This is a genomic window from Longitalea arenae (assembly GCF_016924755.1).
Classification (GTDB): Bacteria; Bacteroidota; Bacteroidia; order Chitinophagales; family Chitinophagaceae; genus Niastella; species Niastella arenae.
The window spans coordinates 334,598-353,083 of sequence record NZ_JAFFJX010000001.1; the positions used below are offsets into that span (position 1 = coordinate 334,598).

15 protein-coding genes are annotated in these 18,486 nt (G+C 44.7%); 11 read left to right on the forward strand and 4 right to left on the reverse strand.

The window, feature by feature from the left end; all coding sequences use genetic code 11:
- Positions 1-8: 8 nt before the first annotated feature.
- The 3 genes from JT717_RS01500 (at position 9) to JT717_RS01510 (ending at position 6,771) form a co-directional block, all read left to right on the forward strand.
- Positions 9-1,439 carry a SusD/RagB family nutrient-binding outer membrane lipoprotein gene (locus JT717_RS01500; RefSeq protein WP_205508415.1) on the forward strand — a complete coding sequence of 477 codons (1,431 nt, stop codon included), beginning with the start codon at positions 9-11 and terminating at the stop codon, positions 1,437-1,439.
- 264 nt (positions 1,440-1,703) lie between these two features.
- Positions 1,704-5,258, forward strand: coding sequence for a SusC/RagA family TonB-linked outer membrane protein (locus JT717_RS01505; protein ID WP_240347773.1), 3,555 nt, complete (start codon positions 1,704-1,706; stop codon positions 5,256-5,258).
- 10 nt (positions 5,259-5,268) lie between these two features.
- Positions 5,269-6,771, forward strand: coding sequence for a SusD/RagB family nutrient-binding outer membrane lipoprotein (locus tag JT717_RS01510; RefSeq protein ID WP_205508417.1), 1,503 nt, complete (start codon positions 5,269-5,271; stop codon positions 6,769-6,771).
- Between the two features lie 54 nt (positions 6,772-6,825).
- On the opposite strand, the gene JT717_RS01515 is transcribed toward JT717_RS01510, so the two are convergent.
- The gene (locus JT717_RS01515; protein WP_205508418.1) at positions 6,826-7,263 is read right to left on the reverse strand and encodes a nucleoside deaminase; all 438 of its coding nucleotides are present in this window, start codon (positions 7,261-7,263) and stop codon (positions 6,826-6,828) included.
- Positions 7,264-7,469: 206 nt separating this feature from the next.
- Between JT717_RS01515 and JT717_RS01520 the strand changes: the two genes are divergently transcribed.
- The 4 genes from JT717_RS01520 to JT717_RS01535 all read left to right on the forward strand — a co-directional run bounded on the left by JT717_RS01520 (position 7,470) and on the right by JT717_RS01535 (position 12,459).
- A complete protein-coding gene (locus JT717_RS01520) occupies positions 7,470-8,804 on the forward strand; it encodes a GntP family permease (protein WP_205508419.1) in 1,335 nt (444 codons plus the stop codon).
- A gap of 1,020 nt (positions 8,805-9,824) precedes the next feature.
- The gene (locus tag JT717_RS01525; RefSeq protein WP_205508420.1) at positions 9,825-10,139 is read left to right on the forward strand and encodes a hypothetical protein; all 315 of its coding nucleotides are present in this window, start codon (positions 9,825-9,827) and stop codon (positions 10,137-10,139) included.
- 274 nt (positions 10,140-10,413) lie between these two features.
- On the forward strand, positions 10,414-11,796 hold the full coding sequence (locus JT717_RS01530; RefSeq protein WP_205508421.1) for an aldehyde dehydrogenase: 1,383 nt from the start codon (positions 10,414-10,416) through the stop codon (positions 11,794-11,796).
- Positions 11,797-11,862: 66 nt separating this feature from the next.
- Positions 11,863-12,459 carry a glutathione peroxidase gene (locus tag JT717_RS01535; RefSeq protein ID WP_205508422.1) on the forward strand — a complete coding sequence of 199 codons (597 nt, stop codon included), beginning with the start codon at positions 11,863-11,865 and terminating at the stop codon, positions 12,457-12,459.
- 72 nt (positions 12,460-12,531) lie between these two features.
- Here JT717_RS01535 and JT717_RS01540 read toward each other — a convergent pair whose 3' ends face one another.
- From JT717_RS01540 to dusB, 3 genes are all read right to left on the reverse strand, one after another.
- Complete coding sequence (locus tag JT717_RS01540; protein ID WP_205508423.1) at positions 12,532-12,957, reverse strand: DUF4870 domain-containing protein; 426 nt, start codon at positions 12,955-12,957, stop codon at positions 12,532-12,534.
- Between the two features lie 89 nt (positions 12,958-13,046).
- Positions 13,047-14,030, reverse strand: coding sequence for a M28 family peptidase (locus tag JT717_RS01545; RefSeq protein WP_205508424.1), 984 nt, complete (start codon positions 14,028-14,030; stop codon positions 13,047-13,049).
- 25 nt (positions 14,031-14,055) lie between these two features.
- Complete coding sequence (gene dusB, locus JT717_RS01550; RefSeq protein WP_205508425.1) at positions 14,056-15,096, reverse strand: tRNA dihydrouridine synthase DusB; 1,041 nt, start codon at positions 15,094-15,096, stop codon at positions 14,056-14,058.
- A 186-nt stretch (positions 15,097-15,282) separates the two neighbouring features.
- Between dusB and JT717_RS01555 the strand changes: the two genes are divergently transcribed.
- From JT717_RS01555 to JT717_RS01570, 4 genes are read left to right on the forward strand one after another with little or no spacing between them, the layout of a single operon-like run.
- Entirely contained in the window at positions 15,283-16,203 is a 921-nt protein-coding gene (locus JT717_RS01555; RefSeq protein WP_205508426.1) for a CPBP family intramembrane glutamic endopeptidase, read from the forward strand.
- A gap of 20 nt (positions 16,204-16,223) precedes the next feature.
- On the forward strand, positions 16,224-17,120 hold the full coding sequence (locus tag JT717_RS01560; RefSeq protein ID WP_205508427.1) for a phosphatidate cytidylyltransferase: 897 nt from the start codon (positions 16,224-16,226) through the stop codon (positions 17,118-17,120).
- Positions 17,117-17,752 carry a M949_RS01915 family surface polysaccharide biosynthesis protein gene (locus JT717_RS01565; RefSeq protein WP_205508428.1) on the forward strand — a complete coding sequence of 212 codons (636 nt, stop codon included), beginning with the start codon at positions 17,117-17,119 and terminating at the stop codon, positions 17,750-17,752. The genes JT717_RS01560 and JT717_RS01565 overlap by 4 nt, the downstream gene beginning before the upstream one ends.
- Positions 17,753-17,807: 55 nt before the next feature.
- A complete protein-coding gene (locus JT717_RS01570) occupies positions 17,808-18,464 on the forward strand; it encodes a phosphatidylserine decarboxylase family protein (RefSeq protein WP_205508429.1) in 657 nt (218 codons plus the stop codon).
- Positions 18,465-18,486: the final 22 nt, after the last annotated feature.

Here is an 18,486-nt window from a genome sequence, read left to right on the forward strand (position 1 = left end):
GGAGTAACATGAGAAGCCTAATATATATTGCGAGTTTTTCTCTATTCGTTGTATCAATAACATCCTGTAAAAAATACCTCGACGTAAATACCAATCCCAATCAGCCAAACAGGGCAACTATCAATGGCTTACTTACCCGGGTAACAGAGAATACCGCATTGAATGTTTACCGGGTATCAACCAATATCACTTCTTATTACGTCCAATACCTGGCTTCGTCAAACACCGCTTCGCCATTGGATACCTATGATGATGTCGATGGCAGCACCACCTGGACAAATCTGTATGATAACATGACCGATATCTATGACCTGGAAAAGGTAGCAGCCGACAGAGGCGCTATACAATACCGGGGAGTAGCTAAGGTCTTAATGGCCATGAACCTGCAGTATGTTCACAGTCTCTGGGGCGATGCACCGTATTCAAAAGCATTTAACCTGTCGACCTTAACGCCGGCCTATGACAATGCGCAAAGTTTATTTCAAAGTTGTTTGCAGTTGCTCGATGAAGGTATTACTTTATTGAATGAACAAAATCCGCCTTACCCTATACCGGGTGAAAGCGGTAGCAGCAGAAGCCCTGACCTTATCCACAAAGGCAATGCACAGGCCTGGATCCGTACGGCCCATGCATTAAAGGCGCGCTTATTGAACCAATTGAGCAAAACCAATCAATACAACACGAACGTTATTTTCGGCGAACTGGCTGCTGCCTATACTTCAAATGACCACGACGCTTTTGTCAGCACCTGGGATGTGCGCAATCCATGGAACCAGGTTGCTGTAAACAACAGGAACCTCTTGCTCGATGGCTGGTTATCGGAGCAGTTCATCGATGCTATGAATGGAAAGACCTATGGGGTTTTTGATCCCAGGCTTCCATTGATGACAGACACTACCAAGTATGGCGATTACAGGGGTACACCCAACGGCAAAGGCCGTTCCGGTTCGGGTGTGAGCTTTGAAGAGACCTATATCAATTTAACAGGGTTCTATTCCAGTTCCAATTCACCGGTGTTTATAATTACTTATGATGAGTTGAAATTCATTGAAGCCGAAGCAGCTTTCAGGGCTAACAATAAACCAAGGGCCTATGCTGCTTACCTGGAAGGCATCAATGCCAATATGAATAAAATGAAGGTGGCCGCTGCCAACCGGGATGCTTATGTTAATCATGCATCCGTATCAGTTGGCGAAACAAATCTTACGCTTGACCATATATTCAAGGAGAAATATAAAGCGCTCTTCCTGAACCCTGAAAGCTGGAACGATGCCCGGCGGTATAATTATCAGTATAAAGATTTCACGCTGCCTTTGAATGCAGTAGCGGGTAATTTTATCCGCCGCATGGTATATCCCAGTGTTGAAACCAGCCGAAATGGCGCCAATGTACCTCCCGGTATAACGGATGTAACCCAGCGCTTCTGGTGGGACCTATAAAATTGTGCAGTAAGTAATATACGCTCAGACAGTCACCTATACAAGGCTCCAGGGCCGCATGAGCAACATGAGAAAATCAAGTTGACCGTTAGTTCCGGTTTAAGCCGGCGTCCGGGAGCAGAAAGGATATAAGCTTATTCTTTTCATGCTTCCGGATTTTTTATAAAAAGTCCTTACCTGAATAGGACTTCCTGCTGAATGTTTCGTCTATTAAGTATATACATCACCCATATAATACCAAACCAAAACTTAGTTCCTATGTACATGACAACCTTTAGGCCTCCCTGGCAATCGCTCCTGAAGCAAAAGATGCTGATCATGAGAATTGCTGTGTTGGCCATGAGCCTGGCTGTTAGCGGACTGCTGATGGCCCGGCCAGGCAAGGCGCAGGATCTGAATAAGATCATAATATCCATTAACCTTAAGAACGCCACCTTAAAGCAGGCTTTTAAAAAAATAGAAACGCTTACCCAGCTGGCTTTTACCTACCGTACTGCAGATGTAGCCGAAGTTCAAAACATCAATTATGCAGCCAGCAACGCTTCTGTATCCAGCATTTTGAACGATCTGTTGCAGCATACCGGTTTAAAGTACAATCAGGTTAATAATAACATAGTTATTAAAAAGATCAAAAAAAACGATACCTATGCTGAAATCACCATTGGCGATGACTTGCTTTTCGATGGAGGGATACGTGGAAGAGTAACGGATGAAAGCGGTGCACCGCTTGCGAATGCCTCTGTATTCGTGGTTGGAACAGATAAAGGAACAGCCGCAAATGCCAATGGGGAATTTGTCATAAGCGGTTTAAAAGCGGGAAAATACCAGCTGCAGGTATCTGCCGTGGGCTTTACAACGCAGCTTAGAGATATTACTGTAAAAGACAACGAATCGTTAGATCTAACGGTGGCCCTTAAAAGCGGTACAGGTAAACTGGAAGAGGTTATTGTTACCGCATTGGGTATTACCCGTAAGGAAAGATCAGTTGGTTATTCAACGCAGGAAATAAAAGGCGACAATCTCACGATTGCCAAAGAACAGAATGTAATTGGCAGTCTGGGCGGAAAGATTGCCGGTGTACAGCTTACCGGATCATCAGGCGCCAGTATGGGCGGCACCCAGAAAATTCAGATTCGCGGAACGAATTTTTTAACTGGCGGTGGGGAGCCATTGATAGTCGTTGATAATACGCCTGTTTCCAATACAAATTATGCAGGAAGGAACGGCCGCGACTATGGTAACCTGGCCCAGGACATCAATCCTGATGATATTGAGTCGATCAATGTATTGAAAGGGCCGGCGGCATCAGCGCTCTATGGTTTACGTGGGCAATTCGGCGTTATATTGATCACTACACGTAAAGGAAAGAATACCCAAAAACCTGTGGTGAATTTCAGCTCTGCCTTTTCAGTAGAAAAGGCAGGCAATTTTATGCCATTACAGGATATTTACGGGGCCGGATCAAGCTTGAACTTTCCAACAATAAATATCAATGGGGTTGCTACCAAATATGTAGACGGTGAGTGGGATGAAAGCTGGGGGCCCAAAATGGATGGCACGCCCGTAAGGCATCAGTACAGCTTTTATCCCGGTGATCCTGATTTTGGAAAAGAAACGCCTTTTGTGCCGCAACCAGACAATATCAAAGATTATTTTGAAACCGGGCATACCTGGAACAACAGTATATCCTTTGCGGGGGGCAATCAAAATACCTCCTTCCGCTTGTCATATAACAATACCGATATCAAAGGCATTGAACCGAATACCTGGTTAAAAAGAAACAACCTGTCTTTTAACGGGTCATTGAGCGTTACGCCCAAGCTGGTAATAAGCACCAGTTTGAATTACGCCAATAATAAAGGTCAGCGACCGGCGCAGGGCTATCAAAGCCTGGGTTCGCGCAACATGTACCAATGGTTTCAGCGCAATTTGGATATGAATAAATTAAAGCAATATAAATACGCCGATGGCACTTTTTACCATTGGAATGTAGGTGCTCCCAATAGCCAGGGGGTTTATACCGGCCGAACAAGTCCTATAGACTGGAACAATCCTTATTTCGATGCCTATGAAAACACTTCGCACGATGCCCGCGACAGATTATTTGGCAATGTGGGGGTATCCTATACGATACTGCCAGGTTTGAAGGTGAACGGTTTTATCCGTCAGGATGGGTTTGTGCAAAACCTCGATGGCAGGAATGCAGAAGGTGGTCGCGGCGTTCCGTCATTCTGGATCGGTAAGTACGAATCAAAAGAAATGAATTATGAATTTCTCGCCCAGTATAATAAAGAAATTGGCCGCTTTTCTTTAGCAGCCAATCTGGGTGGAAATATAATGACACAACGTTACAGCTATTTGCGGGAAGAGACCGTTGGTGGATTTGTTTCTCCCGGCTTTTATAATATTGCCAATTCGCTCGACCGGCCCCGCGTAAGCAATGTATTACGGAGAAAAGAAGTGAGAAGCGCCTATGGCGCCGTTACCCTGGGCTATAATAATATATATTTTATTGACGCCAGCCTGCGAAGAGATATTTCATCGGCGCTTCCTGAAAATAACAATGCGTATTTGTACCCATCGGTTTCCGCCAGTGTTGTATTTAGTGAGTTGTTGAAACTGGCGCCCGTCTCCTATGGTAAATTAAGGGCCAGCTTCGCCCAGGCAGGTTCAGATATAGATATTTATCAAACCACCAATGCATTTGCATTGCGCGAACCCTATGGTACCAATTTTCCCATGTACGTTCCCGATACTTTGAAGAACCCCGACCTCAAACCTTCTTTAGGTACCGCTTATGAAGCCGGTTTGGATATGCGGTTCTTACAGGACCGCGTTGGCTTTAGCTTTACCTGGTATTACCAGCAAAACGAAAATGCGGTCATGAACCTCGATGTGTCGGGTGTAAGCGGGTACTCAAAATACGTGATCAACGCAGGTAATATTCAGAACAAGGGCTTTGAACTAACAATTAGCGGTACACCGCTTAAGATGGCCAACCTGAACTGGACAAGCAGCTTTAATATTGCCAGGAATACCAATAAGATCAAGGAATTATATCCTGGTATCAATTCCCTGATCCTCGATCAGAACCGCTATGCAAGTGTGGATATGTTCCTGCAGGCCAATGTAAACGAATCGTTTGGTTCGCTGGTAGGAAATGCCTATATGAGAGATTCGGCCACAGGAAAGATCTTGCTCGACGCTGCCAATATGCCCATGTACGTTACCAATCACAATTTTGGAACCGTACTGCCTCGCTTTACCGGCGGCTGGCAAAATACCATTACCTGGAAGAACTTTGATCTGAGCGCTGTAATTGATTTTCAAAGCGGCGGACAATTCTTCAGCTGGACAAAAATGCTGGCTGTGAAGAGTGGACAAGCGGCAGAAACGGCTGTTATGAATGAAAATGGCAAAAACATTCGGGATCCCCTGCCAGATGGTGGTGGCATAAAAGTGACCGGTATATCAAATGCTTCCAAACAGGAGGTAACTGCCTTTGTGAACGCCAGGAGTTATTACCGCAATGTAGTCGGCACCAGGATCTATGAAGAGTGGCTTTTTGATGCTTCGTATGTAAGAATGCGTGAGATCAGGCTGGGTTACACTTTTACCAAAGCAAATCTGGCCAAACTGCCGGTAAAAAGCATCAATGTCGCCTTTATTACCCGGAACCCGTTTATGATCTGGCAAAAGGCGCCGAAAGGATTGAACCCGGCAGAGCTCGCAACCGGCGCTTCCTCTTTAAACTGGCTGGAGACCGGTCAGCTGGCTACCACCCGTTCATTTGGTGTAAACCTGAATGTTTCCTTCTAAAAAAAAGATCATGAAAAAATTATTTTTTATAATAGTGGCTGCTACTGTGCTGGCAATGGCAACTGGTTGTACGAAATTCAGCGATGATATCAACGTTGATCCCAGTGTGCCAACCCGGGCGTCCAATGCACAATTGTTAACCTATGCGCTTAACCAGTTGCCCGCGATCATCGAGGCGCCTACCGGACTTTTATACGTTCAGCACTGGTCTGAAAAACCTTATACCGATGCCTCGCGTTATTCGGTGGTGAATTTTGATTTTTATTCTATTTATACCGAGGCGCTGGAAAATCTACAAACGATATTGAACACGCAGCAATTCAATATCATTGAAGGTTCTGCCAATAATCAAAAAGCAGTCGCGCGGATCGTACGGGCATATTTATTCTGGCATATGACCGATCGCTGGGGCGATATTCCGTATTTCAATGCATTGAAGGGAAAGGAAAATTTTTCTCCTGCCTATGATCGCCAGAAAGATATTTATTATGATCTAATGAAGGAACTGAAAGAGGCAGCCGCGCAGATTGACAATGGCAATGCCGTTACCGGCGATATATTATACGGCGGTAATATGCAGAACTGGAAACGTTTTGCCAATTCCATGCGCTTACTAATGGCCCTTCGCTTATCGAAAGCGGATGCGGAAAAAGGAAAACTGGAATTCTCAGAAGCACTGAACGGCGGTGTATTTACCGATAACAGTCAGAACGCTGTATATGTACATCTGGCAGAAGCAGCCAATCAGAATTACTGGTATTATGTGGTGAATGTGCAGAACCGCCCATGGTATTGGGCCAGCAAGACCCTGGTCGATTACATGAAGCCTTTGAATGACCCGCGACTTAAGATCTATGCCGATGTAAATGGCAGTGGCGATTATAACGGAGTACCTTATGGCCTCGATGGCAATGCTGTAAGCGCAATACCCAATGCCTCCGTTTCATTTATCGGCGTGCATGTACGCACCCAGAATGCTCCTACCTATATAACTACCTATGCCCAGGTTTTACTGGCTATTGCCGAAGCCAATAAGTTGGGATGGTTATCAGGGGGTGATGCAGATGCACAGGCTAAATATACCGCTGCTATCGAAGCATCCATACGGCAATGGAACAGGGTCAGCTTTCAGGCGTACAGAGACAATACCGACAAACAGGTGGAAAGAGTTCCTTATTCTGCCACCGATAAAGGTGATACCACCGGGTTGGCGGCCTACCTGGCTCAACCCGAAGTGGTATACAATGGCGCTGACGCATTACGAAAAATCGCTTACCAGCGCTGGCTGCATTTATATATGAATGGTTACGAAGCCTGGGCTGAATGGAGAAGAACTGGATATCCTGTGTTAACACCGGCTCCCAACAATGGAGGCATTCCGATTCCCCGGCGGCAGGCATATCCGTTAAAAGAACAAAATATCAATGGCGAAAATTACCGCACTGCGATTTCTTCACAGCCGCAGTTAAGTGGTAAAGATGATCTGAACGGACGTGTATGGTGGGATCAATAGGGCAGAACGTATAAGGAACAAGGCCAGGACTGCCTTGTTCCTTATACCTCGCGCTCATCGTTTGCTTCGGAAAAAACTTTTCATCAGTTCGGCGCATTTTTCTTTCAAAATACCTTTGGTTACTTCCGTTTTCGGATGAAAGGGCCAATTGGGTTCTGTGATGCGTTTATGTCCGTTCTTTTCATCATCGGCGCCCCAGATGATCCTGCTGATCTTGCTCCAATAGAGGGCTCCGGCACACATGAGGCAGGGTTCTACAGTAATGTATATCGATGCGTCGGGCAAATATTTACTGCCCAGGAAATTGAAAGCTGAGGTCAGCGCAATGATCTCCGCATGTGCGGTAGGATCGTTTAACCGCTCTACCTGGTTATGCCCGCGGGCAATAATGCGGTTATTCATTACCACTACCGCACCCACCGGTACTTCCCCATCGTCAAAAGCCCGCTGCGCCTCCTTCAGCGCCTGCTGCATATAATGTTCGTCGTTCATCGTGCTACTTTTAATTAGATCGTTTGTTCTCCGCTGCCCGACGAAGGTACAGAATGGTATGCAGAAGATCCATGGTGTAATTGATAGCCCCTTTACAAATAGCCAGCAAGCCCTGCAGGCGCTGAAATTTAAGAATGGTAACCGGCATTTAAGATTGGAATTTTGAGATTTGTTATCTTAGATAATAATCACCTAACGATTGTGATATGACAACATCGTTTGCACAGGTAATGATCTTTTTGGGCTTGGGCATTGGTATCATTATTCTGCTTACCGCCGTATTCAGGGTCCACGCTTTTTTTGCGCTGCTGATCGCCTGTTTTGTGGTTGGACTGGGCGTACAAATGCCGGTAGCCGCGATCATCAATGTAACCAAGCAGGGGTTTGGCCATATCATGCAATCGCTGGGATTTATTATTGTATTAGGCACCACCCTTGGCGTTGTGCTGGAGCATACAGGAAGCACAAAAGTAATGGCCACCTATATATTGAAAAGGATCGGAGAGAAACATGCGCCGCTGGCCATGAGCATTACCGGCTTTATCGTGGGGCTTCCCATCTTTTGCGATTCAGGATATATTGTACTGAGCGGATTGAACAAATCCCTGTGCAGGCGAACGGGTATTTCTGTCGTCATCATGTCGGTTTCCCTGGCGACGGGTTTGTATTCGGTGCACTGTTTAATTCCGCCCCATCCGGGCGCAGCATCTGCTGCTACCACCATCGGGGTTGATTTTGGCAGGCTCATCCTGGTAGGTATGGCCGTAGCAGTTCCAGCCACGCTCGTAGGTTATGGTTGGGCACGTTATGCGGGAAGGAAGTTTAACAATGAAGAACCCGGCCAGGCGCCGGTGGTGGATCTTAGTTTGCCAACCCCTTCTGTGTTATTATCATTTTTACCTGTAATTGTGCCCATACTTTTAATTGGCATAAAATCATTTATTGGCATCGATGCAAATAAGCCGGTACCTGACTGGGCGGGTTTGTTCATGGTGGTCGGCGATCCGGTAATAGCATTGGCCATTGGTATTATAATGGCATTGTTAGCAGTGAGAAGCTGGAAGAAAAGTACAGTGAGTAACCTGCTGCAGGAAGCGGTGGAAAAAGCCGGTGGCATACTGGTAATTATTGGTGCCGGTGGTGCCTTTGGGGCTATTCTGGCCGCAACCCAGGTAGGGCAGCATGTGAGTAAGGTGGTAAACCTGCAGGCGCTGGGCATTTTTTTTCCGTTCCTGTTAACCGCCGTTTTGAAAACTGCCCAGGGCTCTTCTACAGTAGCTATTATCACGGCAGCTTCTATTGTTCAGCCGTTATTACCTGCGTTGGGGCTCGATTCAGAGATGGGTAAATTGCTGGCGGTATTGTCCATGGGCGGAGGTTCAATGATGCTTTCTCATGCCAATGATGCCTATTTTTGGGTAATTGCCCGGTTCTCTGGTTTAGATATGCGGCCCATGTTACAGGTATACACAGTGGCTTCGCTGTTTATGGGCCTGATAACTTTGTTGATGGTGTTTATTTTATCGCTTTTCCTGCTTTAGTGCTGCTATGGTACAAACTGATTCGGGTACTGGTTACACAACGTATGGGCAATATCGTTATAAAAAATCGAAATAGTTTTTGGCCGGAGTGCTAACTCAAAAAATACTATACCGGCCAATTTTGAACCTCTAATGATTAATCAACCTGCCTGTAAACGTTATGTTGCTCACCGTCAGGGAACAATTTGTAATTTTTAATTGTGTGTTTAATACGACAACCTAAAGACAAGCCACCACTTTCTCCCGGTCTGCTCCCGGCCAGCGCCAGGACTTCTTCGGGATTTCTTCGGGATTTCCCAAAGAAAACCGGGTGTTGCCATTGGAGCGCCCCGAAGAAGTCCCGAAGAATTTGAGGTAAAAGCCAGCGCATCCCTGGAGCCATAAATGACGCGCCCAAAAATGGAAACAAGTAAATGTGGTAGTCGAAAGGTTTCCACTGGGTATAGGGTAGCAACTGATATAATTGGAAAAGAATTACAAGAACGGATTGTATATAAAGAGCGCAGAACTGCCGGGGCAAATGCCTGGATCCTTATTTATTTTATGTTGTGTAAACAGGAGATCGAAATTCGAGGATAACAGGTAATTAAAGAACAAGCTGGCTACCTGCATTTGGAAAATGATTCTTTAGCCTCGCTGCTAAAAGGGAATAGTTGGAAAATGAGAGAAAAAGAGCTTGAAATAATTTGGAAAACCAAAAGAATTGGATAGCTTAGTGGTGAGAGAGGCATGTTGGTTGCCGTTACGACTTTCATACAACTTACACACTTCACCAGTTACACATTAATCATTTATTGGTTCGGTTGCAAATTCGGAAACACCGTTATTGTAGTAAACTAAAATTGCTTACTGGTAATATTACCGTTTCATTCATTTAGCAGTTTTTTGTCTTTAACTGCCCTTAAACGTTTTTTAAAAAGCGGAAGGCAGCTGTATGCTAAAAATAATTTGCGATGATTTACTATATCCGTACACTATGCATGTGGGTGAAATTTTGTTAACCAGCTTTAAATTGTAAGTATGCGAACCTGTAATCACCAATTGCAGTGGTGTAATCAACCACTGCGTTTAACTGAAGAAGAAATGAAGGATCCATTATTGGTGCTCAAAGATTTTTTCGAATGTTATCATTTAAATGATACCCGCGATCTTTTATGGAAGTGGACCGTCGAGGTGTTAACAAGCCCGGGTAGCATTTCCAGTGAGCCTCTTGAAAGAAGCAACCATATATATTTTTATGAAAAGCTTGAAACGCTTCTGGAGGCATGTTATCTTATAAAAAATCAAAACCCTGAGCAAACACAGGAGTTGCCGTTTGAAGTATCGCCTGTGTAGGCATCGGGAAACAGGGTATGAATTCATTTAATCACAATCCAGGTTCCAAATCACAATATTAGGTGCTTCTTATATGCCTTAGCTGGTATTATAATCCGGTTTACAGCTAAACAGCCGGTATGCACTGTTTTTTTTGTAACTTATTACCGTTAACCAGCAATCCTGATTTTTGTGATTTGGAATTTTTTAAAGCTGAAGCTGTGCTATAGATCTGTCATTTGAATTTTGAGCATTGCGTGTTGACACTTTAATTTGTTTTTGTAATTGTAAACATATGAACCCAGAAATGCTTACCCGGAAATTGCAGGGCTTGCGGGACTTTTACGATAGCGGGGCCACCCGAACCCTTGCGTTCCGTAAACAACAATTGCAATTGCTGAAAACAGCGATATTAAAGAATGAACAAGCTTTATATGATGCTTTACACAAAGACCTTAAAAAAAGTGTGGAAGAAAGCTGGGTTACCGAATTGGGTGTGGTGGTCACAGAAATAAATAATGCGTTGCGCAAACTGGGGCGTTGGATGCAACCTGAAAAGGTAAAAACCAATCTCGTTAACCTGCCTTCATCCAGTTATATTTTGCGTGAACCGTTGGGGGTTGTGTTCATCATTAGTCCATGGAATTATCCATTTCAGTTGCTTTTTACACCATTGGTAGGGGCACTGGCCGCAGGCAATTGTGTTGTATTAAAACCATCGGAACTGGCGCCTGCCACCGCTGAAATAATGCGCCATATTATCAGGGAAATATATTCAGAAGATCATGTTTTATATATTGAGGGCGACGGGAGCCAGGTGGTGCCGGCAATGATGAACAATTTCAGGTTTGATCATGTGTTTTATACTGGCAGCACACAGGTTGGTAAAAGTATTTATCAAATGGCGGCTGCGCAATTGACGCCAGTGACGCTGGAACTGGGAGGTAAAAGTCCCTGCATAGTGGAAAGTGACGCCAATATTAAAGTGGCAGCACGCCGCATTGCCCTCACTAAATTTTCCAATGCTGGCCAGATGTGCATTGCACCCGATTATATCCTGGTGCATGCCACGATAAAAAATGAACTGGTTAAAGCGTTAAAAGATGCCATTAACTCTTTTTATACCAATAACCCCGCAAGCTGCTACAATTACGGGAAAATAATCAATGAGCGTCAGCTTAACCGGCTTACCGCTTATTTAAGCCAGGGAACGATTGTGTTTGGTGGGCGTTTTGATATCAGCCAATTATATATTGAGCCTACCATCCTGGAAAATGTTTCAACCGATACTCCACTTATGAAAGAGGAAATTTTTGGCCCGTTATTACCCGTACTCTCTTTTAATACCTTTGATGAAGCAAAAGCCATTATTCAAAACAATCCTGATCCTTTGTCGTTTTACATATATACCTCCGATGTAAAAAAGGAAAAGGAATGGTTAGGGTCAGTTGCTTTTGGTAGTGGCTGTGTTAATAATTCAAGCTGGCATTTTACCAATCATTATTTGCCTTTTGGGGGGCGTGGAAACAGCGGCATAGGAAAGTATCATGGCAAATTCAGTTTTGATCTGTTCAGCAATACAAAGGCAGTGATGAAAACACCCACCTGGTTTGATCCGGCGATCAAGTATCCGCCATTTAAAGGACGCTTGAACTTGTTTAAATGGATCATAAAATAGGACATATTGAACAGGCTGGTCAAATTTGTTTATGGCTCGGTACCGATATAGTATTAATTAAAAGTTATGACTGGCAAACAAAGAATATTAAAAGTGGTGTATCCATTATGGATCGCTTTTACCAAATTGATAGGTAAGAATATGAAAATTATAACGAATTCTAAGAATGTAGCTCCTGTTGAATCAATTTATGATCTCAGCGTTTCATTGAATAATGGCAGTAGCCTGCCCTTGCAGACTTACAAAGGAAAAAAACTATTACTGGTGAATACCGCCAGCGATTGCGGTTATACCAATCAGTACGAGGATCTGCAGAAATTGTATCAGCGGTTTAATGATCAGTTGGTGGTGATCGCCTTTCCAGCCAATGATTTCAAAGAGCAGGAAAAAGGCAGCGACGCTGAAATTGCTCAATTTTGTAAGGTGAATTTTGGTGTTAGCTTTCCGCTGGCAAAAAAAACGGTGGTGGTTAAATCAAAGGAGCAGAATGAGATATTCAAGTGGCTTTCCAGTAAATCGAAGAACGGATGGAATGAGCAACCGCCCAGCTGGAATTTTTCAAAATATTTGATCAATGAGCAGGGAATGCTAACCCATTATTTCGATCCTTCTATATCACCACTGAGTGAGGAAGTTATAGAGGCCGTGAGCAGTAGGCAATAAGTGGTTGGCAATGGAAGGCGTGCCACATTTCCTGTTTGCTGCAGTACCTGTGGCACACCATTATGCTTAATGTCATTTAATGAATCTTATCGCAAAGGGATACCTGTAAAACTCGCCGTTGTTGGCTTTCAGGCCGGCAACAACGGCTAAGATCAGGGCTGCCACGTTAATGGCTAGCAGGATCATTCCAATGCCAAATCCTCCGCCGACCAGGGAAAATGGGCTGCGCATAAAATGTCCAAACCCAAAGGCGGTACCAATAACCCCGGCCAGGATAACAAAAGCTATCAAATTTATGATGAGAATAGTCAGCTGAAAATTTAAGGCTTCTTTGCCATAGGGTTCAATTTCAGGTAACTCATTCTTTTTTATTTGCCAAACAATCAATGGCCCCAGGATATTTCCTAATCCAAAAAATAATCCGGCTAATGCAGAAATGTGGCAGAGCATTGACCAGGTGCGTATATTTTGTTCGCGGGTGTTCGTATTGGTGTTCATGATGGTTGTTTATGGTAGTAAGAGATTAAGAAATGTCACCGATTTTACACAAGGATATCTGTCGAATGATAAAGAGAAATATTACATACTTACTGCAAAATGTCTGGCCGGTCTAACAGCGATGCCACTCCCGTGATCATGGTACACACCCGGTAATAAAAGCTTTTATTCACTTTGTCGAAGGTATCGCCGGGGCGATGATAATCCGCATGGTCTTCAACGCCAAAATACAGGTAAGGGATCTGGTTCTGATGAAATGGAAAATGGTCCGATTGGTTCGTCCAGTCGTGCATTCCTGCCTTTTCGCCATCGTGCCCAAATAGAACATTTACCGGGCTGTAGGGCCGAATACTATCCACATATTTTTTTAAAAACGGATAATGTCTGGTGCCGGAAGCATAGATCTCGTTACTGTCATTGCGGCTTACCATATCCATATTCACATTTGCCGCCATAGCCGATATTGGAACGGGGGCATGTGTAATAAAATATTTTGAACCCAGTAATCCTTTTTCTTCTGCATCGAAAGCAACAAAAAGTATAGAGTGTTTGGGCGGATATTGTTTGAAATACCTGGCCATGGCCAGCAGGGCAGCGGTGCCCGACGCATTATCATCGGCACCGTAATAAATATTGCCATTCCTCGTGCCCAGGTGATCATAATGAGCCGTAATGACGATGTAGTTATTTTCAAATTGATGCCCTTTTATAAGGCCGATAATATTATTTCCCTGGTGGCCATCATTGCCAACCGGAAAGGATTGCAGATAGGTATTACTGACCTTGCCAATTTGAAGGGAGTCAAACACGTTCACAATGTAGTCACGAGCCAGTTGGTTGCCTGGCGTTCCTGTTTCACGGCCGGCCATTTTCGCTGAGGATAAATAAGCAAGGTAGTTGATGAGACTGGCGCTGTCGATATTGATCAGCACATTGGCCTTGCCGGCATTTTTCTTTTTATGCTCGCCGCCGGCAGGGCAACCCGTCAAGACAATAGCGCTGGCAACGGTTACCATGCAGGCAGTGGCAGCCATGGCTAATTTTTTCACCCAGGATAAGAAAAGGTTTAGCATATATGCTGAATTATATAGTACATGCTTAACAGGCGCAGGCAGGCAACTGGTCTTCCGATAAAGGTATGACCTGTCTTTCGGGAGTAAGACCGGCAAATTTCTCTTTCACTTCGTTCAGGATCTCATCAACTTCCCGCAATGTTTTCACGGTTACGAGCCGGGTACGGTATTCTTTAACATGGGATAATCCCTTCAGATAATTGGAATAATGTCGCCGCATTTCAAGAATACCGAGTACCTCACCCTTCCATTCAACCGATTTATGGGCATGGGTACGGCAAACTTCCACGCGCTCCTCCACAGTAGGAAGCTCCAGGAGGGTGCCGGTTTGCAAAAAATGTTTGATCTCCCGGAAGATCCACGGATAACCAATGGCTGCCCGCCCGATCATAACACCATCTACACCATAGCGGTTCTTGTAATCGAGCGCTTTTTGCGGAGAATCGATATCTCCATTACCAAATATGGGTATATGAATGCGAGGATTATTTTTTACAGCAGCGATCAGGGCCCAATCCGCTTCTCCTTTATACAACTGAGCGCGGGTGCGGCCATGAATGGTGAGGGCTTTTATTCCTGCGTCCTGCAGGCGTTCGGCCACTTCTTCAATGTTTTTGCTGTTATCGTCCCAGCCCAGCCGCGTTTTTACCGTTACCGGCAGCGTAGTTGATCTTACCACAGCAGTTGTTAACCGCACCATGGCATCAATGTCTTTGAGAACGGCAGCGCCGGCGCCCTTGCTCACCACCTTTTTTACCGGGCAGCCGAAATTGATATCTACCAGATCGGGTTGAACGGTATCTACAATCTTAGCACTCAGGGCCATAGCTTCTTCATCGCCGCCAAAGATCTGGATACCAAAGGGCCGTTCAAATTCGTTGAAGTCAAGTTTTTGTTTGCTTTTGATAGCATCACGGATCAATCCTTCGCTGGAAATGAATTCGCTGTACATCAGATCGGCGCCGTTCTGTTTACAAACAAAACGGAATGGTGGGTCGCTAACATCCTCCATGGGTGCCAGAAGCAGTGGGAAATCGGGAAGCGAGATGTTAGCGATTTGAACCATGATCGTTTTTGTCAAATATTTGAAGTCTGCCTGTAACAGACTGGTTTATAATTTAAAACCAGATCACAGCGTTTATAATACGCTGTTCTGGTCAATGCTTTGCGCATCATTTATCCTTATCTTGCAACTTTTACAAGGATTTGCGCGGCAGCAAATTTACACACTAATCTTTGTTTATACCAGCCTATGAGAGGTCATTTACGTATAAAATCACCCCTGTCACAATTGGGATTGTTCCTCGGGATCTTTGGTTTGGCGTACATTTTAATCGGGGTAATATCCCTGATCATTTACCAGGCCAGTGGTATCAGTGTTACTTCCCTGGAAAACGTAAACTGGAAGGACCCTCACATTATGAGCGTTACCAAATGGGTGCAGGCCATTTCCTCGATCCTGTTGTTCGTGCTTCCTGCATTTTTATACGCAAGAATTACATTTACAGGGAATTACGGTCATTTCCTGGGCCTCAGGAAGGCCGAAAAGGCAAACATGTACATCCTGGCCGTCGTGGCTATTTTGCTGGCCATGCCTTTTGTATTCTGGTTAGGTAAACTCAATGAAGCCATTCCTTTACCAGAGTCGTTGACCCGACTGGAGCAGCAGGCTGCCATGCAAATGGCCGCTTTTCTGAAGGTGAACAGTACCGTCGATATCCTGGTAAATGTATTTATCATCGCCTTGTTGCCGGCGATTGGGGAAGAATTGTGTTTCAGGGGCGCACTGCAACGGATACTGATCCATGCCACCCGCAATGCCTGGGTTGGAATTATCATAACAGCCGTATTATTTTCGTCGCTTCATATGCAGTTCATGGGATTTTTGCCAAGGATGTTCCTCGGCATCCTTCTGGGCGCATTTTACTGGTACAGTGGCAGTATTTATACAAGTATGATCGCTCATTTCGTAAATAATGCGGTGCAGGTGATAGCGGCTTCCTATGCGCCGAAGTATATTGACAAAAATCCTGAAACGCCGGTTCTGGCAGCTATTGTGAGTGGCATTGTTGTTTGGGCCATCCTTTGGTATTTTCAAAAACAATCTACAGTTACTTATTCCAAAGAGTATAATATCGATGAGCTGACGCCTACCAATCAGTTCATGGCTTAAAAAACTATTTGCTTTCGCCTATGGCGCTCAATGTAAACACATTAAAGACCCGGTCGCTTACTGCAGTAGTATTCGTGGCAGTGATGCTTTTAGGCTTATTATGGAACCACTGGAGTTTTTTTATATTATTCAGCATTATTCATTTTGGTTGCTGGACGGAGTTCCAGAAACTGGTAGGATCAATTGATCCTGACTATACGACAATTACGCCTTTTCATAAATATGGCGTGAAATTGGCAGGCTGGTGCATCATGTTGTATTTCACCAATGACCGGTTTCAGCTTTTCGGAATTCCATTGCATGAAATAGGCTGGTTCCTTGGTTTATTGTTCATTTTCATTCTGCCCATCATTGAATTATTATTTGCGCGGGAAATAAAACCCAGGAACATCGGTTATTCGGCCATAGGTTTGCTGTATATTTCTTTATCCTGGGGTTTAATGATGGACCTTCGCACATCATTTATCCCGCCCGATAAGGATAATATCCTCTTGTCGCTCGACAATTGGGGAAAAGTGATCCCCTGCGGCCTTATTTTCTCCATCTGGATAAACGATACCATGGCCTACATTGTAGGTTCATTAATAGGCAAAACACCCTTTTCAAAGATATCGCCCAAGAAAACCTGGGAAGGAACTGTAGGTGGTGCTATACTATGCGTGGTGGTGATTGCGTTACTGGGTTACTTTGTTCCACCTGCCAATGGCTATTTTGTAATACACTGGATTGCCATTGCCGCTATTGCTGCTATCGTGGGTACGGTTGGGGATCTGGCGGAAAGCAAGTTGAAACGGATGGCCAATGTGAAAGACAGTGGGCATATAATGCCGGGGCACGGCGGGTTTTTAGACCGGTTCGACTCATTACTGTTAGCAATTCCATTTGTTTGGTTATATATTCAACTGGTACTCAAATGAAACACCAACTACTGATCATTATCCTGTTAACCACCCTGTTAAGCTGTACCGCCGCACCTGATGACAAACCGGTGCCCATGCTGGCATTTAATGCCGGTATGATCAGCAAGAAATTATACAAAGGCCAGATACAAGCGGGTAAGCGATGGAAAGATAAAAGGGGCGAGAACATCGTGATACTCACCCAAACCGGCGTTTACTGGTCGAGTGTGCATGACGCTACCCGCGGGGCGCGTTTATATGCATATCATTTTGTAAAAACGGCCGACAATTCTTTCACCGAAGTATGGAAGATCAGCGAAGTGGTGAATGAATGCGCCTGGGATGTGCGGTGTAATTTTTTCAACAATTCTTTAACCGTGACGGATCTCGATGGCGATGACATTGCGGAAGTAGGCTTTGCCCTCGCAAAGGGCTGCAGATCGGAACCGGGCCCGGATGAAAAGAAACTGGTGTTTTATGAAGGAAAAGAGCTTTACCTGATAAAAGGAACCACAACAGTGGTAAAAGGATCGCAACAACTGGGCGGCGAAAAAGAAGTGGAAAAGAAGTTTGACGATGCGCCGGAAGCTTTCCGGGAATTTGCCAACAAACAATGGAATAAATTTGGCGTTGCCCATACCGCCAAATAAAGAAATAAGCTTGGTGCGATACTATTTTGTAATTTTAACCCCTCAAAATTTTTAAATGACCATTCATAGAGAAGGCTACAGGAGTATATTGATCAGCGCGATATTGTTTGCGGTAATAAACCTGGCATCATTTTCATTCATCAGCGCCTACTTTGCCTGGATCAGCTGGCTGATATTTATTGTTACGTTGGGCTTGTTGTTGTTCATGATCTCTTTTTTCCGGGTTCCCCGCCGCAAGTTGATGCTGGGCAGCAACCTGATCATTGCTCCTGCCGATGGCAAGGTAGTGGTTATTGAAGAAGTATATGATGAAGAGTATTTCAAGGATAAAAGATTGCAGGTTTCTATATTTATGAGTCCGGCAAACGTGCACCAGAACCGTAACCCGGTTACCGGTGAAGTGGTTTATAACCAGTATCATAAAGGCAAATACCTGGTTGCATGGCATCCTAAATCATCAACCGAAAATGAGCGGCACTCTGTGGTGATCCGCCATCCGAAAGGCGAGATCCTCGTAAAACAGATTGCCGGCGCACTGGCCAAACGTATTGTAAACTATCTGAGCGTAGGACAAAAGGTTGAACAATGTGGTGAATTGGGATTCATTAAATTCGGCAGCCGCGTAGACCTGTTGCTACCGCTGGATGCCAAGATCAGTGTAAAGTTGAACGAAGTGGTGAAAGGCGGTGTAACCGTACTCGGCTCATTATAACGTGAGGTGCCGGCCAGCCGAG

Excerpts from the sequence above, each read along its gene's own strand:
- JT717_RS01560 (WP_205508427.1), top strand. The coding sequence starts at position 16,224 with ATGGCGCTCAATGTAAACACATTAAAGACCCGGTCGCTTACTGCAGTA.
- JT717_RS01505 (WP_240347773.1), top strand. The coding sequence starts at position 1,704 with ATGACAACCTTTAGGCCTCCCTGGCAATCGCTCCTGAAGCAAAAGATG.
- dusB (WP_205508425.1), bottom strand. The coding sequence starts at position 15,096 with ATGGTTCAAATCGCTAACATCTCGCTTCCCGATTTCCCACTGCTTCTG.
- JT717_RS01540 (WP_205508423.1), bottom strand. The coding sequence starts at position 12,957 with ATGAACACCAATACGAACACCCGCGAACAAAATATACGCACCTGGTCA.
- JT717_RS01570 (WP_205508429.1), top strand. The coding sequence starts at position 17,808 with ATGACCATTCATAGAGAAGGCTACAGGAGTATATTGATCAGCGCGATA.
- JT717_RS01520 (WP_205508419.1), top strand. The coding sequence starts at position 7,470 with ATGACAACATCGTTTGCACAGGTAATGATCTTTTTGGGCTTGGGCATT.
- JT717_RS01510 (WP_205508417.1), top strand. The coding sequence starts at position 5,269 with ATGAAAAAATTATTTTTTATAATAGTGGCTGCTACTGTGCTGGCAATG.
- JT717_RS01515 (WP_205508418.1), bottom strand. The coding sequence starts at position 7,263 with ATGAACGACGAACATTATATGCAGCAGGCGCTGAAGGAGGCGCAGCGG.
- JT717_RS01565 (WP_205508428.1), top strand. The coding sequence starts at position 17,117 with ATGAAACACCAACTACTGATCATTATCCTGTTAACCACCCTGTTAAGC.
- JT717_RS01525 (WP_205508420.1), top strand. The coding sequence starts at position 9,825 with ATGCGAACCTGTAATCACCAATTGCAGTGGTGTAATCAACCACTGCGT.
- JT717_RS01500 (WP_205508415.1), top strand. The coding sequence starts at position 9 with ATGAGAAGCCTAATATATATTGCGAGTTTTTCTCTATTCGTTGTATCA.
- JT717_RS01535 (WP_205508422.1), top strand. The coding sequence starts at position 11,863 with ATGACTGGCAAACAAAGAATATTAAAAGTGGTGTATCCATTATGGATC.
- JT717_RS01555 (WP_205508426.1), top strand. The coding sequence starts at position 15,283 with ATGAGAGGTCATTTACGTATAAAATCACCCCTGTCACAATTGGGATTG.
- JT717_RS01545 (WP_205508424.1), bottom strand. The coding sequence starts at position 14,030 with ATGCTAAACCTTTTCTTATCCTGGGTGAAAAAATTAGCCATGGCTGCC.
- JT717_RS01530 (WP_205508421.1), top strand. The coding sequence starts at position 10,414 with ATGAACCCAGAAATGCTTACCCGGAAATTGCAGGGCTTGCGGGACTTT.